A 23,744-nucleotide genomic window follows, 5' to 3' on the forward strand; every position below is an offset into this window, starting at 1 on the left:
TACAAAAAACAAAACCAAAATAAAATTTGGTTGAATTATGAAATAAATTTGCTTTTAAACACAGTTCGTCACTTGGAACTTACTATTGGTGAAGTCTCCTGACTTCGAATAGTAAAGAATGTGTTTCATTCATTTCGAAGTCGGGAGACTTCGCCAATGATTCATCACAAGTGGCTCCTATCGGCTTAACACTTGCGATATAGAAGCTGAGAATTTTAGTTCTATTTCTCAAAGTCCTGGAAATGTTTTTTGAGATAATAATGTAATTCGCTTACCCCATGACTATCCGAGTGGTCAAAAATATCTAACTTCTCCTCTTTGAAATATAATACCACTCGATTGTAATTTACTCGATATGTATTTGATAGATCTTCCCATCTGATCAACTCATCAATTTTATAAATCTTTGAGCTAAAGAATTTCTTTACGTGTAGCGTTTTATCTTTTCTATTCAAATCCACTTTTACATAAATCTTAATTACTCTTATCAATAGATATAGAAAAAATAAGGCGAAAAAAATAGTAAGATATTGAGTGGTTTCATCTGTATCAGAGGTCCAAATATTTACGGAAATAAGTAAACTAAAAACAAACAGTAAACTGCTTATCAAAAATAAAAAAGAATAATTCATTAGTTTAAACTCTAGTTCAATTAACCCTTAACTCTTCCCTACAAAGAACCTCTTCTTTTCATCAAAAATGGAACCTTCACACTCTCCAGCTTCTTATTGATAATCTGAAGCGCGGCAATTTTCCCCATATCTCTAAAAGATGCTGTAATCACAGTGATACCATCACCGCCAACCACTTCTTTCAATGGAGAATCATTGTAAGAGATGATCCCTACATCTTTGCTCAATACAAAATTATTGGCCTTACAATCTTTGACGATGTTAGTAAGGTCTTGATCATCTGTGCTTATGTATAAGGTGTCTTTTACAATTTCCCCCACATTAAACTGAGAGGTGACTGTGTAGGGTATATTAAAGTGGATGCAGAAACGGACAAAGCCAGACCAAATATCTCTTAAAGCACGAGTGCTGTCTTTTGCAATAACCAAGTGCAGTTTCTCGAAATTTAAAATAGGTTTGATGTTTTGCTGAAGTGTATTGAAAATATCTTCTGAAAAATCTTCATAAACACTAGGTATTACTTTACTGAGGTTGTTTTCTGCTCTTCCTAAAAGTAAAAGTTGGTGGGAGGGTAAAAGTTGGAGGACCTTTTCTACATCAATATCATCAACTTGATTGAAAATGGGGATGATACCAAAATAATGGTAATTGTTTTTCTGATCTGAGATGATTTTTTTCAGATGTGATAAACTGCCGTTGTGTAAAAGGAGGTCTGTTTCCAGATGGTTTTCAGAAGTTTTGACAAAAGACTCATAGAGCTTCTTTTTGGAACTACTCATTTTATTGAAGATGAGCAATACCTTCGCTTTTCCTAGAGAAGAATTACTCATGACAAAAGTACCCTTGCCTCTAACACTGATAATGTAATGTTCTTCTTTCAGAATTTTATAAGCTTTCTCTATCGTATCTTTTGATACATCTAAATTAAAGATCAGTTCATTGAAAGAAGGCATGCGGTCCTCTGATTGCAGGACGCCAAGCTTGATTAGGTTTTTGAACGTATTACTTAATTGAACATACTTGGGTACATTCTGTTTACTTTCTTCTTGAAAAACGGTATATAACTGTTCAATGTAATCAGCCATTATTTATTCGGTAGGTGTTTATTGATAGTTGAGTGTTCCAACTCCATTTCGTTATGCTATGAAGTTAAGTAGAAATTTTCAAAAAGAAATAGAAAATAATATTCGGAGTATAAAATGTACGATTTTTTATACTTCGAATATTATTTTATCAAAATTATGCTAGAATCGTATCATCTTGAGGGACAAAATTGGTAAAACTATATTGATAATTAGATCTAATAGTCTCAGCAGTTTCATCAAATAAGAAGAAAGAAGCACCTAATACGGTTGTTTCTTTTTCCTGAATGGTTTGGATATTCAAGTTGGTTTCGTTCGACTTCAATTGATTCCAATAATCGTTTTTGGCACCACCACCTACAACAGTGATTTGCTCTACTTTGAAGTTGCCCACTTCTTCCAAGATGCTTACTGCTTTTTTCAATTGCTTGCTTAAGCTTTGCATGCATGATTTGAAGATGTCACCACGATTAGAAGAAAGCTCCAATGAAGAAATATTGATCGTTTGATCCGGCTGTAACTTTGGTTGATAAACGTCAGTTTCCAAATCAGATTTCATGGCTTCCGCAATCATCGTTTGGTACACCACATCATCAGCAAGGTCAGCAAAGAAAGTATTTTTCACCCATTCGATATTGGCAGATGCCATCCACTGAAGACCAATGTTGTATTGTCCTTTGGCAGGGTCAAACTCTACTGTAATTCCGTGCTCCGCTAATTCCGGTTTTAGGTTTACCTCTTTGGCTTGTACCATTAAGATTTCCCATGTACCCGAACTTAATACAGCATTTGTCAGGTCAACACCTGCACCGAATAAGGCAAACTGTGTATCGTGACCAATACTCTTTACAGGAATTCCCTCAGGAAGACCTAATAACTGAGCACCACTTTGGTTTAATTCACCCACTTTTTCTCCTGCATATTTCATTTCAGGGAAAAGGTCGCGGTCTAAACCAATTTTATCTAAAATCTCTTGATCGAAATTTTGAGATACTAAATTACATAACTGAGCAGTACCGGCCATAGTGTGATCCGTATAGAACTGATCTGTCAATTTATAACCAATCAAAGAAGAAATAAATAACCAGTGCTTTGCATCAGCAATCGTTTCCGCTTGGTTTTCCTTGTACCAGATCATTTTATTGATGGTATTAAAACTGAATGCTCCCACACCTGTTTTCATCAATAAATCTTCTTTAGAAAAATACTTATCTATATTGTCAAGTACTGGAATGGTACGTTGACATTTCCATGAAATTACTGGGCTTAATAACTGTCCATCTTCACCCACAAAAGCACCATCTACACCGAATGTACTGATACCAATGCTTGCAATTCTTTTGTGATCTACTAATTCAATTACTTTTTGAGAACAATAGCTTAGCTTGTCCATGATTTCCTCGATGTCCCAGATCGTATAATCTTCATTAGAAGGATCAGGTCTAGAGTTATTATTCACAGCGTATTTTGCAACTACTTGCCCTTCTTTATCAAGGATAATGGCTCTGATGTTTGTTGCTCCACAATCCAGAACAACGGCTAAATCTTTAGTCATAATAGAATAAAATTTTGAATGAAAAAAGGCTACCAAAATTGATAGCCTTTAGTGATGATAGTCTTCCTATTTATATAAAGGCCCGTAATTAGAGCAAGCTCTGTAATCGGCCCCTTCAGCATCCATTCCATGACCAGCCCATGAGCTAGGTCTGAATACATTGTTCGTATCCACGTTGTGCATACAAACAGGGATTCTAAGCATTGACGCTAAAGTGATTAACTCTTCGCCATAGTGACCGTAAGAGAATGCACCGTGATTTGCACCCCAGTTCGCCATTACTGAATAAACATCTTTAAACGCACCTTCACCTGTTAATCTTGGAACGAACCAAGTAGTAGGCCAAGTTTCGTTAGTTCTTTGGTCTAATGCTTTATGTACATGGTCAGGAAGATCAACACTCCATCCTTCAGCCAACTGAAGTACAGGACCGATACCTTTGATGATGTTGATTCTCGCCATAGTGACAGGCATTCCACCTTTCGTTAAGAACTGAGAAGAATAGCCACCGCCACGGAAGTACTCGTGAATGGCGGCAGGCCATTTCGTATTCAGCAAGCATTTTTCTTTTTCCTCTTCTGTAATATCCCAGAACGGCTTCATTACTGGGTTTCCTTCTGCATCTGATTGCTGACCAGTACCATCTAAAGTAGCAGAACCTGAGTTGATCAAGTGGATCACACCGTTACCTGCTAAACCTTCTAAACGCTCGCCAGTTACTCTTTCGATTGAGTCCGCAGACCAGAAAGTTCTAACGTCACAGAATACTTGTGCTTGGTTGGTTAATAGGTATCCGAATAGCATAGAAACACCGTTTAAAGCGTCATTTTCTGTAGCCATCATGTATGGATTTCTAATACCATTCCAGTCGAACGAAGAGTTTAAGATCGCTTCCATAAAGTCACCGTTTGGTTGGAAGTCAGTCCATTGTCTTTGTCCTTGGAAACCAGCGGCAATGGCATTGTGACCTAAAGCCTCTTCACCAAATCCTGCCTCTTTTAATTTATCGTTGCCTTGCATTAAATCTTTACAGATCAAAGTCATTTTCACAACTTTCTCCCAGATTTTCGCTTTTTCAGCATCTGTTCTCTTAACACCTTCTTCGTTTAAGTCAACACCTTCCTCACAGTATTCTTTTGTCCAAGCTAATGCTTTTTCGTATTCTGCTTGATCGAAAATGTTTTCTTCGATACGTCTTGAGATCTCAGACATATCTACATATTCGTTTCTCATGCCAAGGTATTCTTGGAAGAAAGTCTCATCCACGATTGATCCAGCGATACCCATTGATACCGAACCAATAGAAAGATACGACTTGCCTTTCATGATAGAAACTGCTAAACCTGACTTCGCAAACTTTAATAATTTCGCTTGAACGTCAGAAGGAATATTTGTATCACCTGCTTCTTGTACCTCATGAGAGTAAATACTGAATGCTGGAACACCTTTTTGTGAGTGACCCGCTAATGCCGCCGCTAAGTATACAGCACCTGGTCTTTCTGTACCATTGAATCCCCAAATTGCTTTAGGAATGTGTGGAGTCATATCAATTGTTTCACTACCATAGCACCAGCATGGCGTTACAGTGATAGACACACCCACGTTTTCTTTTGCGAATTTTTCAGCGCATTCTGCTGCTTCTCTTACTCTACCAATTGTCGAATCTGCAATCACACATTGTACAGCTTCACCTGTTGGGTATTTTAGGTTTTCTTCTAAGAACTTCTGAACGGTTTTCGCCATTGCCATTGTTTGTTCTTCAAGGCTTTCACGAACGCCTCCTAGTCTGCCGTCAATTGTAGGACGGATACCAATCTTTGGTAAGTTAGATGCTGTTAAGATCATAATTGTATTTATATATGCAGTACCAAGGCAAAATCATGAAATCCTTTTGACTTAGTACTTAGTTCCGATGTTCTCCTCAAAAACTTAGTATATGTTTTATACATATGCATTTGATCAACATTTCATTTCAGATTTTTGAAGAGTTACCTATTGTTGTTTGTTTCGTGTTGATGATACAATTATAGAGGGCTGAAAATGAAAAGACAATGCAAAGGTTTGCATTTTTGCGCTTCAAAACGTATCATTGAGCATCAAAATCTATTCATGACCGATGAAAAAATCTAGAAAATCTACACTGACAGACTTAGCCAAAGCGATGGGAATGAACGTGTCTACTGTCTCAAGGGCACTAAATGACCATCCTAAAATCAGCAGTAAGACCAAAGCAAAAGTGAAAGCGTTGGCTGAAAAGATGGACTATAAACCTAATCCATTGGCTCAAGGGCTCAAGAAACAGGATACTAAGACCATCGGTGTGATTTTCCCAACTTTCGATACCAACTTCTTTTTTAGAGTATTAAAAGGAATAGAAAAAGTGATGCATGACAAAGGGTATCAGATTATTATCTCTACAGCGGGTAACTCTTCGATACATGAAAAAGAAGCTTGTCAGGCTTTATCCTCTTATCATGTAGGTGGTATTATTATCTTCCTTTCTTATGATCATGATGATCCATCTTTTTTGATTGATATTCAAGATGAAGGTATTCCACTTCTGTTTATGGATCGTATTTATGAGGAGATTGATGCCAATTATGTTGTGAGTGATGACTTTAAAGGAATGTTTGAAACGGTATCCGACTTTATTGATAAAGGGTGTAAGAATATTGTACATATCAAAGGAAGTGAAGAAGTGTCAACATCATTCAGTCGTCTACAAGGATATCAAGAAGCATTAAGAGAAAAAGGAATAGAAGTCAACCCAGATTTTATTATTAAGTGTGAGCACGAATCTGAAGTGAAATCCGGTCTGAGAAAATTACTTTCAAAATATAGTATTGAAGACATCGATCTTATCACTTGCTTCAATGATTATTATGCATTCCAAGCCTTAGAGCTTTTAAAAGAAAAAAATATTAGTGTTCCTGATGATGTATCTTTATTAGGGTTTGCCAATGACCCTTTGTCAACCTACACTTCCCCAAAACTTTCCACCATCAATCAACCAGCGGAACATATGGGTGTTCAAGCTTCTTATTTATTATTGGATGAAATTGACAAAAATAGAAAAGGAGAAAATTATCAGTATCAGACAAGCATGGTCAATACTTTTTATCTGAAGAGAGAAAGCACGAAGTAACAGGGAAGAGGTGTTGATTTGATGCCACTTGTGATAATGATTTGGCGATGTCTTCCAATTTCGAAATGAAGGAAAATGTAGTTTTTAGAAATCAGGAGATTTCTGATGATCTATAAGACACGAATGACGCTAACGCTTAACATTCGCGCCAGGGGTCTTTCTATCTAATTCATTTGGTAGTGCTTCCCCGGCCTTGAAGGGAAAAGCGTTATGAATTTCATGTATTGAGCCGTTAAAAATGATTTTCTTGTTTGAGCGTAGCGAGTTTAAAATCATTGAGGCGAGAGGAATGGAATTTAGCTTTTGACTTCAAAGCCTTGACTTTTTTGCTTCGTTTTTGTGTTAAGACAAAAATGAAGAAGAAGGAAGCTTGGAAGAAGTACCTTAAAAGTTTGCAGTATTATCAATTGATAGTTGAGGATAATCTAGTTTACATAGTAGTAAGATTTAACCTCCTTTATTCTTCAAAAAATGCTTTTTTCTACATAATAGACATGTTTTTTTACCCCTGATAGAAAAGGACAATTTATTGAAACTTTTCTCCAACTATGTTTTTTCACCTGCTTGTACTTTTGAACTAATTCTTTGTGACTGCAATTGCAGAAGGATAAAATAAGAACGTGTGTTTTGAATTAAAATCAATTTTAAAAAGAGCCTAGAACACAAGTAAACTTTCAATTTTCTTCTGCCACAACTTTTAATAATTTTAATAAAAATTGAAATGAAAAAATACTCTATATTACTTATACTTTTCCTCTCTTCATTAGTGATAAATGCACAAGAGAAAGGAATGGATGAGCTTTGGGGCGAGCAAGCAACCAAAAAAGGAAACAGTGTAGATAAGGATAGTCAATGGTATACTGAAGCCAAGTTTGCTATGTTTATTCACTGGGGTTTATATGCACAAATGGCTGGTGAATGGGATGGTGAACACTATTTCGGGATCAATGAGTGGATCATGAAAAGAGCTCAGATTAAATCCAAAGATTACAAGAAGACAGCGAAGACTTTTAACCCTACGGAATTTAATGCGGATGCCATCGCTCAATTGGCGGTAGATGCTGGGATGAAATATTTAGTGATCACCGCAAAGCACCATGATGGTTTTGCTATGTTTGATTCTAAAGTCAGCGATTTTACCATTACTAAAGCAACCCCTTATCAAAAAGACATTGTAAAAGAGCTATCGGAAGCTTGTAAAAGAAAAGGATTGAAGTTTGGTTTTTATTATTCTCAGACGCAAGATTGGATTGAAAAAGACGGTTATGGAAATACGTGGGAATTTGATCCTGAAAAAGCGGACTTTCAAAAATATTTAACGGAGAAAGCGTTACCTCAAATTGAGGAGTTATTGACGAATTATGGTGAAATTGGTTGTATCTTTTTTGATACACCTGGACCAATTCGTGAGGATCAGGTGGTACAGTTGAAAGAAATGGTGGAGAAATACCAACCGAACTGTTTGATCAATTCAAGAATCGGGCAGGGTTTAGGTGATTTCACTACGTTAGGTGACAATGAAATCCCAGCGATGCCAATGGACGGTCTTTGGGAGACTTGTGATACACACAATAATACTTGGGCTTACAGTAATTTAGACTTCAACTGGAAAACCCAAGATGAAATTGTTCACCGTTTGATTGATGTGTTGACGAAAGGAGGAAACTACTTATTCAATATTGGTCCTAAAGCAGACGGTTCAGTTCCTGAAGTTTCAGCAATGATTTTAAGAGAAACGGGGCAGTGGATTCAGAAATATCAAGAAGCAATTTATGGTACAAAACCGCTTTACTTAGGTGGTCAGACACAGTTTGCTTCTACTCAGAAAGGAAACAAAATGTATCTTTTTGTGAAAGAATGGCCAGAGAATGATGTATTGAACTTGCCTCTTTTTGAAAATAAAGTAACTAAGGCTTACTTCTTGGATTCTAATAAAGATGTAGTGGTAGTGAATGAAAGTTTCAGTACTTCGATTACGCTTCCATTAATGAAGCATGATCCTATTGCCTCAGTGATTGTTGTAGAATTTGAAGGAACGCCAAAAGTAGCGACTGACAAAGTGATCAACACTGGTTTGGAAACAAAATTATTACCTCATGAAGCAGAAATAGTAAATGTAGAAGTAGGGAAGAAAAGATGGATGGAGATCTTTGGAGATTGGCATTCAAAACCAATTTTAACGGATTGGAAAAAGAAAGGAAGTAAAGCCACTTGGGAGGTCGTAGTACCTGAACCGGGAATGTATATCGTTTCTATTGACTATGCTTGTGATCAGACATCTGATATGGAAGAAGGTTTACTGACAATTAATAATCATGCGTATAACTTTGTGCCTACATACAGTGGAGAAACTCCAAAAGTAAAAAATCAGAAGGAAGTAAGAAGAATGAATGTTTTCAAGCATAGAAAACTAGGTGTGATTCATTTCGATAAAGCGGGTAAGCAGGAAGTTTCAATACAGTTAAACGATAAAGATAAGACGGGATGGATTCATCTTGCATCTATTTCTTTTGTGCCCGTAGTTTCTTCATCTCATATTTTAGAAAACTAATTAATGTTGAAATGAGAGCTAAAAACAGTATTCTTTTAGCAGGTATCTGTTTCCTATTTTTCTCCTGCTCTGTAAACAAACAGGTACAGGAGAAAGAATTGGAAGAACAGCCCAATATCATCTTTGTATTTGCAGATGATTGGGGATATGGAGATTTAGGGTGCTATGGCAGTGAAGAAGTTGTCACGCCTTATCTGGATCAGTTGGCTAAGGAAGGAACGAAGTTTACTCAATTTCATACCACAAGTGGCGTTTGCTCACCAAGTAGATCCTCTATCATTACAGGGCATTTCCCGGCGTTTCATAATGTGCATGCTCATTTTGCAGGAAATGAAAGAAATGCCAAAAGAGGCATGCCGAATTGGTTGGATGAAACACTACCTCACTATTTACCATCTCTGATGCAGAAAGCAGGTTATACCACTGCTCATTTCGGAAAGTGGCATTTAGGTGGTGGCGGTGAACCTCATGGTGACCTCTCTGCTCCAGAACCTAAAGTTTATGGATACGATGAAACAAGGGTATGGAATGGAAATGGTCCTACATGGAAAGGAGATCAACATTTCCCAACGACAAGATTCATGGACGATGATACGCTTTGGGTACAGAGTTCAAGCAGAATTGTGATTGATGAAACCATCGATTTTATCAAAAGACAAGAAGGAAAACAAAAGCCTTTTTTTATCAATCTTTGGTTGAAAGACCCTCATACACCGCTTTGGCCTTCAGATGAACAGAAAGCACCATTTAACCATCTTTCGCCTGATCAAGAAACCTATTTTGCAGTTTTGACGGATGCAGATAAACATGTAGGGAGATTAATGAAGGCATTGGATCAAATGGAATTAAGAGAAAATACCATCATTGTTTTTAGTAGTGATAATGGACCGGCAGGTTATGGTTCGGCTTTGACGGCAGGAAAAACAGGTGGTTTGAAAGGTCGTAAAGTAGATGTATTTCAAGGCGGTGTCAATGTTCCTTTTATTATCAGTTGGAAAGGTCATGTCAAAGAAGGCATTACGGATTCTACTAGTGTATTATCAGGAGTGGATATCTTACCAACGTTCTTAGATTTGGGAGGTATGAAAGAGCTTCCAGATAACTATAAAGTAGATGGAGAAAGCTTTGCTTCTGTTTTTGAAAATGTTCCTTTTAAAAGATCGAAACCTATTTTCTGGGATTGGCGTTTTTCTTATTCCAATGAAAAACCAACCAATAATAAGTGGGTAGCCAATGCCGTAAGGTATGGAGATTGGAAGCTCTTGGTGGATAAGAAAGGAGAACGGAAAGAACTTTATAATATCACAGAAGATCCTTTTGAAAAATATGACTTAGCTTCTGATAATGAAGATAAAGTCATCAAGCTGAACAATATGATTAATGCTTGGATCAAAACTTTGCCACGTAAAGAAACAATATAAAAATTGCAGAATATTTCAGCTCAATTTGTATTAAATTGAGCTGATTTTTTTTAAGACAAACAACGCATTATGAAGAAGCTTATTATTACTTTTTTCCTTTTTACAATTAGTACAATCCATATATTTTCTCAAGAACACTTTTCCATTGATCCTTCTATCAAAAGAGTAGTTTTCCTAGGAAATAGTATCACGTATGCAGGGAGTTATATTTCCTATTTCGAAACCTATTTTAGACTCAATTACCCCAATAGAACCATAGAATTTATCAACGTAGGCTTACCCAGTGAGACCGTAACAGGTTTATCAGAAGAAGGGCATGCCAATGGTGAGTTTCCAAGACCAGACCTGCATGAAAGATTACAAAGAGTGTTGGATCAATTGAAGCCTGATTTAGTTTTTGCCTGTTATGGAATGAACGATGGGATTTATTTGCCGTATGACGATCAACGTTTCGCAAAATATAAAGAAGGAATGGAGTGGCTTCATGAAGAAGTAATAAAATCAGGAGCCGAAATCATTCATCTTACACCTGCTATTTATGATCCTATTAAAGGAGAAGCCTATGCGAATGTCTTGGATTTATATGCAGATTGGGTGTTGAGCAAACAATATACTGCGGATTGGAAAGTAATCGATATTCATTTTCCAATGAAAAAATATTTAGAAGAAAAAAGAGTGGAAGACCCTCAGTTTGTATTAGCTGATGATGGTGTGCACCCGAATCGAGAAGGGCATTGGGTGATGGCGCTTCCTTTGATCAAAAAGTATAATTTACTAAATCAAAAGAATACAATAGTGCCTTATCAAGAACCACAAGAATTACTGAAAATCGCTAGCGTTTTTACTTTAGTAGACCAACGTCAGAAGCTAATGAAAGATGCTTGGCTAAATCAGACAGGGCACTTAAGGCCAAAGATGAAGAAAGGGTTGTCAATTGAAAAGGCCGATAAAAAAGCACGTAAGATTCAGATAGAAATAGATCAGGAATTGTTGCCCTTGAAATAGTAGAAAACTTGCATTAGACGATTTAAGTTGTCATATTTCGATCACCTATATTTTAAATAAATACCCATTTCTGGACTGTTATCGATGCTTTTGAAAGAAATGAACAATTTTTTGTTATTATTCACCGACAGTTTGAAAAAGGTGAATTGTAGTTTTGATAACAGTAATAAGTGATTTTTTGCACCTTCCATTTACATCATGGAATCGTGATTACAAATTGAAATGATAATGCAACAAAGACATAAAATATACCTGCTTTTTCACCTTCTGTTTATACCTTTTTTAGCAATAGGACAAAAGAACGTTCCTTACTTTAATAGATTGACAAATGAAGAGGGATTAAATCAAAATACCATTATCACTTTACATCAAGATGAATTTGGTTTTATATGGATGGGATCCCCCAATGGCTTAATTCGTTATGATGGAAATGAGTTTAAATCTTATGTTCATGAGCCCGGAGATGAAACGTCTTTATTGAACAGCTATGTTTATTTAATTCATAATGACAAAAACGGAAACCTTTGGTTAGGTACCAATGCAGGGTTGTGTATTTACTCTATAGACGATAATTCTTTTACTGAAATTAAAGAGATGAACGCTTTTCTTTCGAAGAGCAATGTGATTGAGAAGATTATTGATGTTGATGATAATACGAAATGGATTTTAGCAAGAGGTGGGCTATATCAATTGACACTTAAAAACGGTGTATATACAGTAAAGGAATTAGAGGTAGAGAAATCAAACAAAAGGGTAAAAGGTTATTATGTTGATTTAATTCAAGTCAACTCCACTTATTATTTCCTAACCCATAAATCCATTATCGTTAGTCGTAAAAGTGAAAACGGTTCCTTTCATGTGAAAGAAGTACATGATATTATGAAATATGATGATTATTTCTGTTCCAATATGATTTTAGAGGAGAAGACTAATATGCTTTATGTCTCAACGAAGACGAAGGTGTTGAAGTTTGATTTGAATTGGGAGAAAATGAAGCTGGTGGCTCAGAAGTCTTTTAAAGAGTATATTTCTAGTGCTCAGCATTTTCATATCACGAATATCAAACAAGACCTACAAGAAAATATCTGGGTGACGACTTTTGGTGGAGGAGTGATAAAATATAATTTTAATAAGAACAGTGCTCAGCATTATTCTCACTCTAAAAAGAACTATAGTTTGAGCAGTAATATTGTCAATGATATACTCTTGGAAGACTCTGGGGTGGTTTGGTTTGCTACAGGTCATGGAGGAATAAGTATTTTAAATCCTCATAAAAAGCTATTTCACAAGCTCCAGAATAGTGTATCTCAGGAAGAAGTTTCATTGAAATCCAACTTGACCAATAACCTTTTGATAGATAGTAAAAATAGGCTTTGGGTAGTGCACTTTATGGATGGATTAAGTATCAGTAATGAGCCTTTTAGTTTAGAAAATGTTGATCATTTGACCTTTAGAAAAGAATTAGAAAACCTTAATGTAACTGGGATTTGTGAATTGAATGGCCAAATTTTTATAGCGAATGATAAAGGAGTGAGTGTATATGATCTTGATTCAGGAAAGTTTATTCATGCTAGAAATGTTCCCAATAAATCGCAGTATATAGAAACCATAGCAGAGGTAGATGGAGATATTATTCTTTCTTCTTTAAGGAAAGTTTACAGGTTGAGGTTGAATGGTAAAAAAGTAAGAAAACAGGAAGATTTAGTATATGAAGAGTTTGATGAAAAATTAAAACTGGGGTCCAATGTCAATCATTTTTATAATGATAGTGAAACGAATCTTCTTTTTGGAACGAACCATGGGTTGATCCAATATGATAAGAAGACAAAACAGTTTACTACTTTTTTATCGGACCGTAATGACGACAATTCGTTAGGTGGCAATAAGATATTTTGTATTTACAGAAGTGAGACGGGTGTTTTATGGATTGGTACTTTTGGAGGAGGACTGCACCGATGTATTGAAAAGGATGGTAAAATTGTAGGTTTTGATAGAATCACGATCAAAGATGGTTTGCCTGATAATGTGGTGTACAGTATTTTGGAAGATAAAGAAGGGGAGTTGTGGTTGACGTCTGATAACGGAATTGTAAAATATAACCCCACCACAAAAGCCGTAAAAGTCTATAATACACAAGATGGCCTTAGTACGAATAACTTTAGAAAATCGTCTTATTATAAAGATCAATATGGTTCTTTATTAATGGGTTCTCTCAAGGGATTGGTAGTATTCAACCCACTTGAAATTCAAAATAATCCATTTACTCCAAATCCTCAGATTTTAAAACTGAAAATTCGAAACCAAGAAATTCTTCCTCAACAGAAATATGAAGGTAAGATATTACTGACCGAACCGATTTACAAAACGGCAAGTATTACGCTTCCTTATGATATGAATCAGGTGACTTTGGAACTGGGAGCAATGAACCCAGAAGGAATTAATAATACAAAGTTTGCTTATCGTTTGAAAGGAGTAGATAAAAATTGGATGTATACTGAAACCAATCAGCGACATGCCAATTATATTAAACTGCCATTAGGATCTTATACGTTTGAATTGAAGTCTTATAATAGTGATGGAGTGGAAAGTGATAAAGTAAAAACGCTGGAAATTATAATTGAGCGTCCTTGGTATGCTTCCTATTTAGCCTATCTGATCTATTTTGTGATATTGGCTTTGATTGTATTTAGCGTTACAAAGTATCTGACAAATATGATTAGACTGCGTCAAAAAGTATTGGCGGAGCAGAAAGACAAAGAACATATTAAAGAAATTAATGAAGCGAAACTGAAGTTCTTCACCAATATCAGTCATGAATTGAGAACGCCTCTAACATTGATTTTGAGTCCGTTGGAAAAACTAGCGTATGATGAAAGACTTCATCCTGATTTGAAGAGCTTTGTGGATAACATTAATATCAATGGACAACGCTTGATGAGTTTGACCAATTCTCTGATTGATTTCAGAAAAGTGGGACAAGGGGAAATGAAGTTGAAGCCGATCCAGCAAAATATTATTCCATTTATCAGAAAAACAGCAGAGGCGTTTGAAGATTATGCTCAAGATAAAAATATTAATTATGAGATTGATATTGATGATGAAATGATCAATGGATGGTTTGATAAAGCGGCCATCGAAAGAATTATGTTCAATTTACTTTCCAATGCCTTTAAGTATACGCCGAAAGGAGGGGATGTGAAAATTGCTGTTTTCCAAGATGGACAGGAATTGAAAATGAGAGTGGAAGACACCGGAATCGGCATTAAGGAAGAGGAAATAGATAGAATATTTGAACGCTTCTTTAATGGAAATAACGAGGATACTGTTTTTGGAAGTAGCGGTATTGGGTTGTACTTGGTAAAAGAATTACTAGACCTGCATGGAGGACAAATTAGTGTGGAAAGTTCGCCGGCTCAGGGTACGACATTTGATGTGGTGATTCCTACCAAAGTAGCTGAAGAAATAAAAGAAGATCTTCCACAAGAAAATACGATTACAAAAGAAAAGGAGAAAGAGCCTGAGCAGATAGTCACTATCAATAATAAGCCAAAAATCATGGTGGTAGATGATAGCCTTGAAATTCGTGAGCTGATTCATCAATTATTCTCCGATAAATATCAGGTTTTTGATGCAGAAGATGGCATTGATGGTTATGAAAAAGTAGGAAAGATTCTTCCAGATGTACTTTTACTGGACATTAATATGCCGAATATGAATGGTTACGAATTGGCAGAAAAATTAAAGGCCAATGTCAACACCAATCATATTCCAATTATTTTCCTGACAGCCCTTGTGGACTTTGAAAGTAGAAAACAAGCCTTAGAAAAAGGGGGGCAATTGCATATCGGAAAACCTTTTTCTCCTTATATGTTGGAGTTGCAGGTCAACAACCTTTTAAGTCAGAAAAGTAATGAAACGGAGAAGCTGAAGAAGAAAATAATCATGAGTCCTGATAAAGAAGAGGTGTTGACAAAAGATGAAACACTTCTGAAGCAGATCAAAGACTTGTTAGAGGAAAACTATGCAGATGATCAGTTTAATATTGAGAAAATTGCGGATGCACTGAATATGTCTTACATACAGTTTTACAGAAAGTTCAAACAAATCACGGGTGCGAATTCTAATGAATATTTAAGAGAGTATCGTTTGAAAAAAGCAGCGCATTTGTTAGAACATGATCATTCGTTATCTGTAAGGGAAGTGATGTTTTCTGTAGGTTTTACCAGTCCATCTTACTTTACAAAAGCCTTCAAAAAGCAGTTTAATATTACTCCTGCAAGCTTTAAGAAGCAGTATAAACAAGTAGCAGATTAAAATAATAGGGATTCCTAGCATAATGTCACAAAACAACAAATCATTGTCATTTTTAACCAATAGAAAAAAAGGCTTTTCACCTACTTTTGGATCGTGACGATGATTTACTTTAAAATGAAATGACAATGAAATTTTTTTATACGAGTCTACTTTTTTTGTTAGCCTCTTTATCGGTTGTAGGGCAACAACTGCCTTCCACATTGTGGGATAATGCGAGTACTTATAGTTATATGTATTATCCTAAAACACTAGATCAAACGAGTACATTCCATATTCAAACCAACCATCACTTTTTAGCCTTTAATTATAAAAATGTTCATTTGGAGAAATTAGATTTCTTTACTAATCCGATGAATATTCAAGAGGCTCATCATCAAAATTTACCTGAAGCTTCTTTTAAAAAAGACCAGGATTTATTGGGGTTGTATTTGGTGTATGATGGTGTTAAATATAAAGTAGTGACAGGTGCTGATATTGCTACCAATAATGAATTAATCGAGAGTGGTCAGTTTTTTCACCGAAGATATATTACAGGCTTGGCTTTAGAAGATGGACCTGATTTTCCCTTCTCTTTAGAAATTGCTTCTTGGAATGATGTAATTTCTTTTGAATTTGAATTTACAGGAAATCAAGTTCCTGAAGACGAGATGGAATTAGTTTTGGAATTGGAGTTACCTCAAAAAGAGGTGAAGTCAACAAAATTGATCTCAAAACAAGTGAACATTCAGACTAAAGCAGGAAAGAAATTACGCTTACTTTCTGCAACGGAAAATGGAGCTGTCACTTTTAAGAAAAATAAATTTTCAGTGTCAGCACCAATATCTGGACGAAAAGTATCCGCAACGTTGATCACAGCAAATACGGAAAATGAAGTACATCAATTACAGTTTAGTGCAAAAGAGAAAACAAGTCCATTTAGTGATTTAGAAATAAAAGAAGATCCATTACATCAATCTACTGTAGTGTCTATTAATGATAATATCGAAGGTTTGGATGGCATGGAAAGAATCGATCTTTCTTTCAAAAATAATTCTGCTAAAACGGTTTTCAGAAGATTGGTTTTTGAGAAAACAGATGCCGTACAAAACATTACAGGTGTTTCGATTTTACTTCGTGACAATGATGGAAACCCATTGGGTATTCCTGTACAAATATCGAAAAATTGGCATATGGAACCGGCAAAGTTTAATGGACCTTGGCTAAGAGCCTACACCAAAATTGCTATTCCTCCTAAATCTGAAGTGAACATAGAGTTTACAAGAGTTTCGGGTTTCTGGGGAAGTTTGCCAGCGGCATCGCATTCTCAGCTTTCTTTGGTAGGGTGGCCGAGTGCTCAGACTAAAAACAATCAATTGTGGGAACAATCTGCCATTGGTGCTTTTGGTGAGAGTATCTGTTATGAACCTGATGGCGGACAGGCTTCTACAATGATGACAGATGTACGCCCGTTGATGATTCAAAGCACAATAGAAGGTGTAGCCAACCCGAAAGTCTGGAATTGGACCGGTAATGTAGGTGGTGGAGATTTTATGAGAGTGTATGATATGGATGGTAAGAAACAGCAAATAGCCAACATTAAGACGCGTCATAAACGATTGAGCCCAAATATGACCGAAGTTGTCTATGCAGGAGTAACAGAAGGTGGTGAGGCGAGTTATGAATTAATGACTTCGATCTATAGAACTGACGATTATAATAGAGGTACTTATACTTTGAAAATAAAAGTGGACAAACCACTTCAATTCAGTCGATTGGCATTGGTACAAGTAGGTTCAGAAACCTATGCGTATTCTACAGAGAAGATGTTTGCGTATGGCAATGAGAAGGGATTGATCAAAGAAATGGAGAATCAATGGGAAGACAAAAAATACCTTCAAAAAGAGATCAAGATTGAAGGTGAAACTCCTTGGTTAAGTATGCATCAAGCAGTCAATCCAGTTGCAAAACAATGGGGATCATGGGCAAACAAAGGCTTGGTGTTAAGGGACTGGAAAGCTGTTATTGGTGGAAAAGAAGTTGCACCTCGTTTTTCTACTTATGGTATTCATAGAGGAAGAGTAAATTCAAATTTGATGGAGATCAACTTACCATCGGATATTAAAACGTTACAAGCAGGAGATAGTATTGAATTCACAGTTGTGATGTGTATTATTCCGCAGGAAGCAGAAAGTTATTATGGACCCAATCAGGCCTTTAAAGCTTTTTTGGAAGAAGCTGAAGATACATGGAAACCGATTTTCAGAGAAGCTCAACAAAATAATTTGGAGTTAGAGGTGAGCAATGGTAAGGTAATCAGAAAATGTCCTTTGAAAATAGAGGTAGAAGACGAATCAAAAGCATTAGAAGTGAATTTCAAAAGCGGTGTCGGGTATATACCAATGACAGTAGCCGGTTTGAAATCTTATAAAGACTTGAAATTAGTCTTAAAGAGAAATGGCAATCCTATCCAACTTGAACAAGAAAAACATGGTAATGATTATTGGCAGACAGACTTTGAACCTACTAGCAAAACGTGGGAACTGACGTACAGTATTCCATTAGATGTGACACTTCAACCATAAGCAGTTATCTAAATGTTTAACTGCTTAATTAAAATCAGAAAAAAATATGAAACAGTTATTATTATTCCTCTTCTGTTCATTCTTGACGTTATCATTATCAGCAGAAAATCCTCCAGTCAAAAAAGCAAAACCACCAAGAGTGATGAAGCATGATTGGAGTAGAATACCTATGTTTTTTCACTTTGGTAAACCAAAAGATACATTAACGGAGCAGGAAGCAGAGTTTGTAGCACAACGAACAGATATCATCGCATTAGAGAAAATGCACGGATATTATAAGTTAAAGAGCACTGAGAAGGGGACTTATCTTGATGCTGAAAAATTAAAGAAGTACAACAAAGATGCGAAGGTAATTTTCTATTGGAACACCTTCTTGAACTACTCTTTTTACGATGCCAATGCCACTTATGATCAACATCCTGAGTGGTGGTTGAGAGGATTGGACGGCGAATTGGATTATAAACCGCATACGAAGCACCTCAAAAGATATGACCTTTCGAATGAGGAAGTGAGAAAATGGTGGGTGAGTGTAGCAGTGGAAGCCATGAAAAATGATTGTGATGGTGTCTTTATGGATGCGTTTATCCAAATCATTTCTCCTGCAAACAAAAAACTATGGGGAGAAGAAAAATTTAATGCGATTCAAGATGGTTTGTTCTCCATTTTAGAAGAAACAAGAGAGGCTTTGGGCAAAGATAACATCATGATTTGTAATGGTATACGATCACTAAGAGGTACCACTAAAGGGATGGAATTTGTGAAGTATACAGATGCAGTGATGATCGAACATTTCGGACATTTCCATAGTGGCTCTAAAGAGATGCTTTTAGCCGATATCAAAGCGGTACAAGAGATTGGTAAGCAAAAGAAAATGGCTTTAGTCAAAGGATGGCCCAACTTTTCATGGATCGATAAAGACGTGATGAAGGAATCTTTTGAACATAAAAAAGCATTAGCAATTGAACACCTTCCGTTCTCATTAGCGTGTTTTCTGATGGGGGCCAATGATTATTCTTATTTCAGTTATTCATGGGGATATGAATTTAAGCATGGCTTTCAACTTCAATATGATTTATTGGAAAAAGATACAGGAAAACCTCTCAATGAATTTACTCAAAAGGGTTGGGTTTTAACACGAGAATTTGAGAAAGTAAAAGTGACAGTTGACCTAGAAAACAGGACATCAAATTTTAGTTGGAAACAACAGTAGTAATTTTTATACACTATTTTAAAGCATCTTTCCCTGAGAGATGCTTTTTGTATTTTTTAACCATCATTTTGTAAGAATTGTGCAACAGATCTTGGTGCGTTCAACCTACTTTTGGGATGTGTAGATGCTACACTTTTGAAAGAAATGAAATTATTACTAACTACGAAATGAAAAGATTTTTACCATTACTTATCTCTCTTCTTCTTTGCAACTTCAGTATGATTTACGGCCAAGAACTAGAGGTGAGATCCATCCCTTTTTCTCAGTTTGCTTCTCCCTACAATGGCGAATTTATAACGGAAGTAGATAACCCTAACCCAACAACGGGAACCTCCGAAAAAGTAGCTCGTTTTACCAGAAGCAGTGGACTCTATGCCTCTATAAATAGTGATTTAACAGGAGGTATTTATATCGACCATAACAGTACATTTAGTTTGAATGTATTGGTCTCCTCTATTCCTGAAGGTGTTACTGAAGTGCCCGTAATGTTGATCTTGAGAAAAGACAATACCACGTTTACGCAGTTGGGGAATAAACAATTGATCACTACTGAAAATGAGTGGCAGACACTCCATTTTGATTTTAGCACCGTACCCACAAGAGAGGTTTATTATAACCAAGTATTTTTGTTTTTCGGTTCTCCAGATACCGATCAGCAATATGAAAATATTTCCTTTTTCATAGATCAATTGAGCACACCTCTTATCACAGAGACGGAAGTGTTAGAATCTTTTACAGGAAATTTAGATCATTTAAGTATCCTAACGGGGCAATTGGAAAGTCAGGTAGCTAACCCATCTATTGATAATATTAACTCGAATACGACAGTAGGAAAAGTGATTAAAACAGAAGGAGTTCACACTTCATTACAGTTTGATTTGGAGGGATATTATTTACCAGAGGATCAACCGGTTTTTAAGCTGAAAATGTATATGGAAGATCCACAAAGAGAGGTCACTTCAAATACGCTGAAATTATTCTTGAGAAAAGATGGATATGGCAGTACGCAGTTGGTCAAGACAAGTGACATTACTGTCTTTGATCAATGGGTAGAGTATACTTTCGATTTCAAAGACATGGTTTTTAAGGAAGCGTATTACAATCAGGTGTTTCTGTTTTTTAATTCAGCAGATACAGATCTTGATGCTACAGGAAATACTTTTTACCTGAGTGACTTAACTGTACCGTTACAAAGCTACCCGAATCAAATCAGGGTAAGTGATATTACCACAAATACGGAAGGTACAGCCATCCAATTTCAACTCAATACCCCTGATCTTTTAGCACTTGAAGGCGTAGAAAATAATTTTAAGGTATCGATTAATGGTAATGATTTTAATATCGCTTCCGTTGTTCAAGACGGTATTAACATGACGCTAAAATTAGACGGTGTCACACATATTGCTCAAGAAGATCAAGCAACATTAAGCTATACAGGAGTAGGGATTTTTTCAGCATCGGGCCAATATATTCGAGCATTCGAGCAAACACCAATTCAAAATAAGGTGAGTGTTGAAAAAGAATTTCCAGCACGTTTTCCATCTTTCTCCTGGAATCAAATTCCCGTTCATTTACACTTTCATAAACAGAGCGGTTTACTTACTCCAGAAGAAGCAGATTTTGTTATCAATCATTCCAACTTTATTACGCTAGAAAAAACACATGCCATCACTCCCTATGGAAATACAGAAGCTGGAATCAAAGCAGAAGTGGAACAGTTAAAAGCTCTAGACCCCGACTATAAAGTGATCTATTATTGGAATGGCTTTGTGCATTATAATGTGTACCAAGCGAGTGAAGAATTTCTTTCTCACCCAGAATGGGTATTGGATACAAGAGAAAATGGAGAAGGGGTTGAAGTGGTGCGTTATGATATTTCACTCCCTGAGGTGAGGGATTGGTGGATCACATCTTTGAAAAATACTTTGGATGAAACTGGAGCCGACGGCGTATTTATTGATGCTTTGATTCAAGTGACGCTTGAAAGTAACATCAATTTATGGGGACAAGAGAAGTACGATGCAATAGTTGAAGGGCTAGATATTATGCTTAAAGAAACTCGTGAGGTAATTGGTGGTGATAAGTTTATTATTATCAATGGCTATAGATCAGAATATAATGAAGGAGTGATCAAAGGATTGCATTTAGCACAATATGCAGACGCACTTTTGGTAGAGCATTTTGCATTTTTGGGAAGTGAAAGCAAAGAAAACATTCTGATGGATATTCAGACAATGGATAATCTTGGCAAGATGGGCAAGTCCGTAATTATGAAAGGATGGCCGGGCTGGTATTGGCGTGATATCGACTTTCTCAATCAATATACAAATGAGGAATTGATCTCTATCTCTAATGACAATATTGATTTTCCATTAGGTTGTTTTCTGATGGGAATGCACGAATACTCTTATTTTATTTATGCATGGGGTTACGCAAGTGTTGATGGTGGTTTAGGGTCCTATGATAAGTTGTTTCAGAATTTTGGAAAACCTTTGGGCAACTTTAAAAAAGAAGGATGGGTACTGTCAAGAGAATTTGAACATGGAAAAGTAACGGTGGATTTAGAAAGTAAATCTGCTAACATTGATCATTATTTAACCCCTTATTGGAGTAACGGACATTTGCATCACAATATAAAGGCAATGGAAAGTGAGAATTTAGGAGTCAAAAAAGAGACGCAGACGTCTCCATCCACAGCGGAATTCACTGCTACAAGAGCTCACTTTTTTCAGAAGGAAAATGAAAACGTTTCTTATATAAAACTTCCAATAGACGGTCAGATTCGAGCAGAAGATTTAAAGACTTTTCAGTTGAGTATGATGGCGGGGAAAATCAAAGAAGTAGCAGGTGCCAATACACTTTTGACACTTACGTTGAAAAAGGATGGAAACTCAGCAACTCAACTTTCTCAAAGTACAAGTATTCTGACGTATGACAGCTGGCAAAATTATACTTTTGACTTTGAATACTTGACAAAGCTGGAGGACTATTATAATGAGGTTTATCTTCATTTTGATGGAGCAGACTTCAACTCAAGATCAGAAGAATATTATGTTGGTAGTTTGATGGGTTCCGCAATTGAGAAAGATGACTTTATACTCTGTGCCAGAACCAATCAATACGGAAATCAAGTGGTTGTATCTCTTGAAAATAACCATGATTTTGATACAGTACAGATCAATAGTCTTACCTTAAAATTGGAAGAAGAAACGGTGTCGCTCACCCCTGAATACAATGCTTTTAAAAAAGAAATTTATTTCGATTTACCGAAAATAATGATCAACCATGAGATGGATAGTATTTTCATTACTTCCATGGAGGGAAGGATAACAGATACTTTTGGAAATGCATTAGAAAACGTATTGGAGATCAATATTGAAAACCTAACTTCCATTGATCTCAATGACTATTATTTTGCAGAAGGTACCAACGCTTTGATTGATTCTATGTACCCTTTTATGGGAGAAACTGAATTAGTAAACAACCCTAATCTAGAATGTATAGTGGAGGAAGAGAAAGTTTTAAAGTTCACAAGGTCAGATAGTACAGTGCATTCTACGATGGTTTTTCATCTAAAAAATGATATTGACTTTTCCATTTCCAAAGTGTTTACACTCAAAATCTTTCAACCCCAATTAGAACAGCCGATCACAGAGAATAGAATCAGTTGTTACTTGAGAAAAGATAATAATGTGGAGACTCAAATTGCCGTTCATCAGAATATTGAAGTACAAGAAGAATGGATAGAAGTTGTTTTTGATTTCTCTGATGTAGGCTTTTTAGAAAGTGATTACAATCAGGTGAATCTATTTTACGCTTCGCCTGATACAGATTTTGATGCATCCTCTTTGTCTATCTATTTTACAGCATTAAAAGGTCCCTCCGTAATAGGAGAAAATAATAGAGTCAGTACGGACAATGAGATCATTAATGCAATAGATTTAGATTCGTATGAATCTTTTTCGTTATATCCAATTCCTGCAACATCGATAGTACACTTTTCAGAACCATTACAGTGGGTGAATATTACAGATGTTTTAGGGAAAAACAGCGTATTAAAATCAGGATTGTCAACTCATATTGATGTACAACAACTTCCCAAGGGAGTGTATGTATTGCAAGGCAAAAAAGTGAACGCAGAAGTGGTCACTCAAAAATTTGTAAAGGAATAAAAGTAACGGAGGTTTCGAGTAAATTGTAATGATAAGGTACTCGAAACCTCAAAAATTGAGGCGTTTAGTACTTGAGTTTATAAAAATATTACTAAT

General features: G+C 36.1%; 11 protein-coding genes. 8 read left to right on the plus strand and 3 right to left on the minus strand.

Annotated features, from left to right (window positions below; genetic code table 11):
* Nucleotides 1-670 precede the first annotated feature (670 nt).
* From HHU12_RS12130 to HHU12_RS12140, 3 genes are all read right to left on the minus strand, one after another.
* Entirely contained in the window at nt 671-1,717 is a 1,047-nt protein-coding gene (locus tag HHU12_RS12130) for a GntR family transcriptional regulator (RefSeq protein WP_062618508.1), read from the minus strand.
* A gap of 154 nt (nt 1,718-1,871) precedes the next feature.
* Nucleotides 1,872-3,269, minus strand: coding sequence for an L-fuculokinase (fucK, locus tag HHU12_RS12135; RefSeq protein ID WP_169657012.1), 1,398 nt, complete (start codon nt 3,267-3,269; stop codon nt 1,872-1,874).
* 66 nt (nt 3,270-3,335) lie between these two features.
* Nucleotides 3,336-5,114: an L-fucose isomerase gene (locus HHU12_RS12140; protein WP_169657013.1), complete on the minus strand. Its 1,779-nt coding sequence runs from the start codon at nt 5,112-5,114 to the stop codon at nt 3,336-3,338.
* 271 nt (nt 5,115-5,385) lie between these two features.
* Between HHU12_RS12140 and HHU12_RS12145 the strand changes: the two genes are divergently transcribed.
* The 8 genes from HHU12_RS12145 (at nt 5,386) to HHU12_RS12180 (ending at nt 23,648) form a co-directional block, all read left to right on the plus strand.
* A complete protein-coding gene (locus HHU12_RS12145) occupies nt 5,386-6,414 on the plus strand; it encodes a LacI family DNA-binding transcriptional regulator (protein WP_169657014.1) in 1,029 nt (342 codons plus the stop codon).
* 721 nt (nt 6,415-7,135) lie between these two features.
* Complete coding sequence (locus tag HHU12_RS12150) at nt 7,136-8,965, plus strand: alpha-L-fucosidase (protein WP_169657015.1); 1,830 nt, start codon at nt 7,136-7,138, stop codon at nt 8,963-8,965.
* Between the two features lie 11 nt (nt 8,966-8,976).
* Nucleotides 8,977-10,386, plus strand: coding sequence for a sulfatase family protein (locus HHU12_RS12155; RefSeq protein ID WP_169657016.1), 1,410 nt, complete (start codon nt 8,977-8,979; stop codon nt 10,384-10,386).
* 69 nt (nt 10,387-10,455) lie between these two features.
* Entirely contained in the window at nt 10,456-11,391 is a 936-nt protein-coding gene (locus HHU12_RS12160; RefSeq protein WP_169657017.1) for an SGNH/GDSL hydrolase family protein, read from the plus strand.
* 228 nt (nt 11,392-11,619) lie between these two features.
* A complete protein-coding gene (locus HHU12_RS12165; protein ID WP_169657018.1) occupies nt 11,620-15,705 on the plus strand; it encodes an ATP-binding protein in 4,086 nt (1,361 codons plus the stop codon).
* 125 nt (nt 15,706-15,830) lie between these two features.
* Nucleotides 15,831-18,266 (plus strand): hypothetical protein, encoded by a 2,436-nt coding sequence (locus HHU12_RS12170; protein WP_169657019.1) that lies wholly within the window; start codon nt 15,831-15,833, stop codon nt 18,264-18,266.
* A gap of 46 nt (nt 18,267-18,312) precedes the next feature.
* Nucleotides 18,313-19,476: a putative glycoside hydrolase gene (locus tag HHU12_RS12175; protein ID WP_169657020.1), complete on the plus strand. Its 1,164-nt coding sequence runs from the start codon at nt 18,313-18,315 to the stop codon at nt 19,474-19,476.
* 167 nt (nt 19,477-19,643) lie between these two features.
* Nucleotides 19,644-23,648 carry a putative glycoside hydrolase gene (locus HHU12_RS12180; RefSeq protein WP_169657021.1) on the plus strand — a complete coding sequence of 1,335 codons (4,005 nt, stop codon included), beginning with the start codon at nt 19,644-19,646 and terminating at the stop codon, nt 23,646-23,648.
* The last annotated feature ends 96 nt before the right edge of the window (nt 23,649-23,744 follow it).

Origin of the sequence: Flammeovirga aprica JL-4 (assembly GCF_012844305.1) — a bacterium.
GTDB lineage: Bacteria > Bacteroidota > Bacteroidia > Cytophagales > Flammeovirgaceae > Flammeovirga > Flammeovirga aprica.

Bases quoted from the DNA above. Each gene is read 5' to 3' on its own strand.
- HHU12_RS12130 (WP_062618508.1), bottom strand. From the start codon at position 1,717: ATGGCTGATTACATTGAACAGTTATATACCGTTTTTCAAGAAGAAAGT.
- fucK (WP_169657012.1), bottom strand. From the start codon at position 3,269: ATGACTAAAGATTTAGCCGTTGTTCTGGATTGTGGAGCAACAAACATC.
- HHU12_RS12140 (WP_169657013.1), bottom strand. From the start codon at position 5,114: ATGATCTTAACAGCATCTAACTTACCAAAGATTGGTATCCGTCCTACA.
- HHU12_RS12145 (WP_169657014.1), top strand. From the start codon at position 5,386: ATGAAAAAATCTAGAAAATCTACACTGACAGACTTAGCCAAAGCGATG.
- HHU12_RS12150 (WP_169657015.1), top strand. From the start codon at position 7,136: ATGAAAAAATACTCTATATTACTTATACTTTTCCTCTCTTCATTAGTG.
- HHU12_RS12155 (WP_169657016.1), top strand. From the start codon at position 8,977: ATGAGAGCTAAAAACAGTATTCTTTTAGCAGGTATCTGTTTCCTATTT.
- HHU12_RS12160 (WP_169657017.1), top strand. From the start codon at position 10,456: ATGAAGAAGCTTATTATTACTTTTTTCCTTTTTACAATTAGTACAATC.
- HHU12_RS12165 (WP_169657018.1), top strand. From the start codon at position 11,620: ATGCAACAAAGACATAAAATATACCTGCTTTTTCACCTTCTGTTTATA.
- HHU12_RS12170 (WP_169657019.1), top strand. From the start codon at position 15,831: ATGAAATTTTTTTATACGAGTCTACTTTTTTTGTTAGCCTCTTTATCG.
- HHU12_RS12175 (WP_169657020.1), top strand. From the start codon at position 18,313: ATGAAACAGTTATTATTATTCCTCTTCTGTTCATTCTTGACGTTATCA.
- HHU12_RS12180 (WP_169657021.1), top strand. From the start codon at position 19,644: ATGAAAAGATTTTTACCATTACTTATCTCTCTTCTTCTTTGCAACTTC.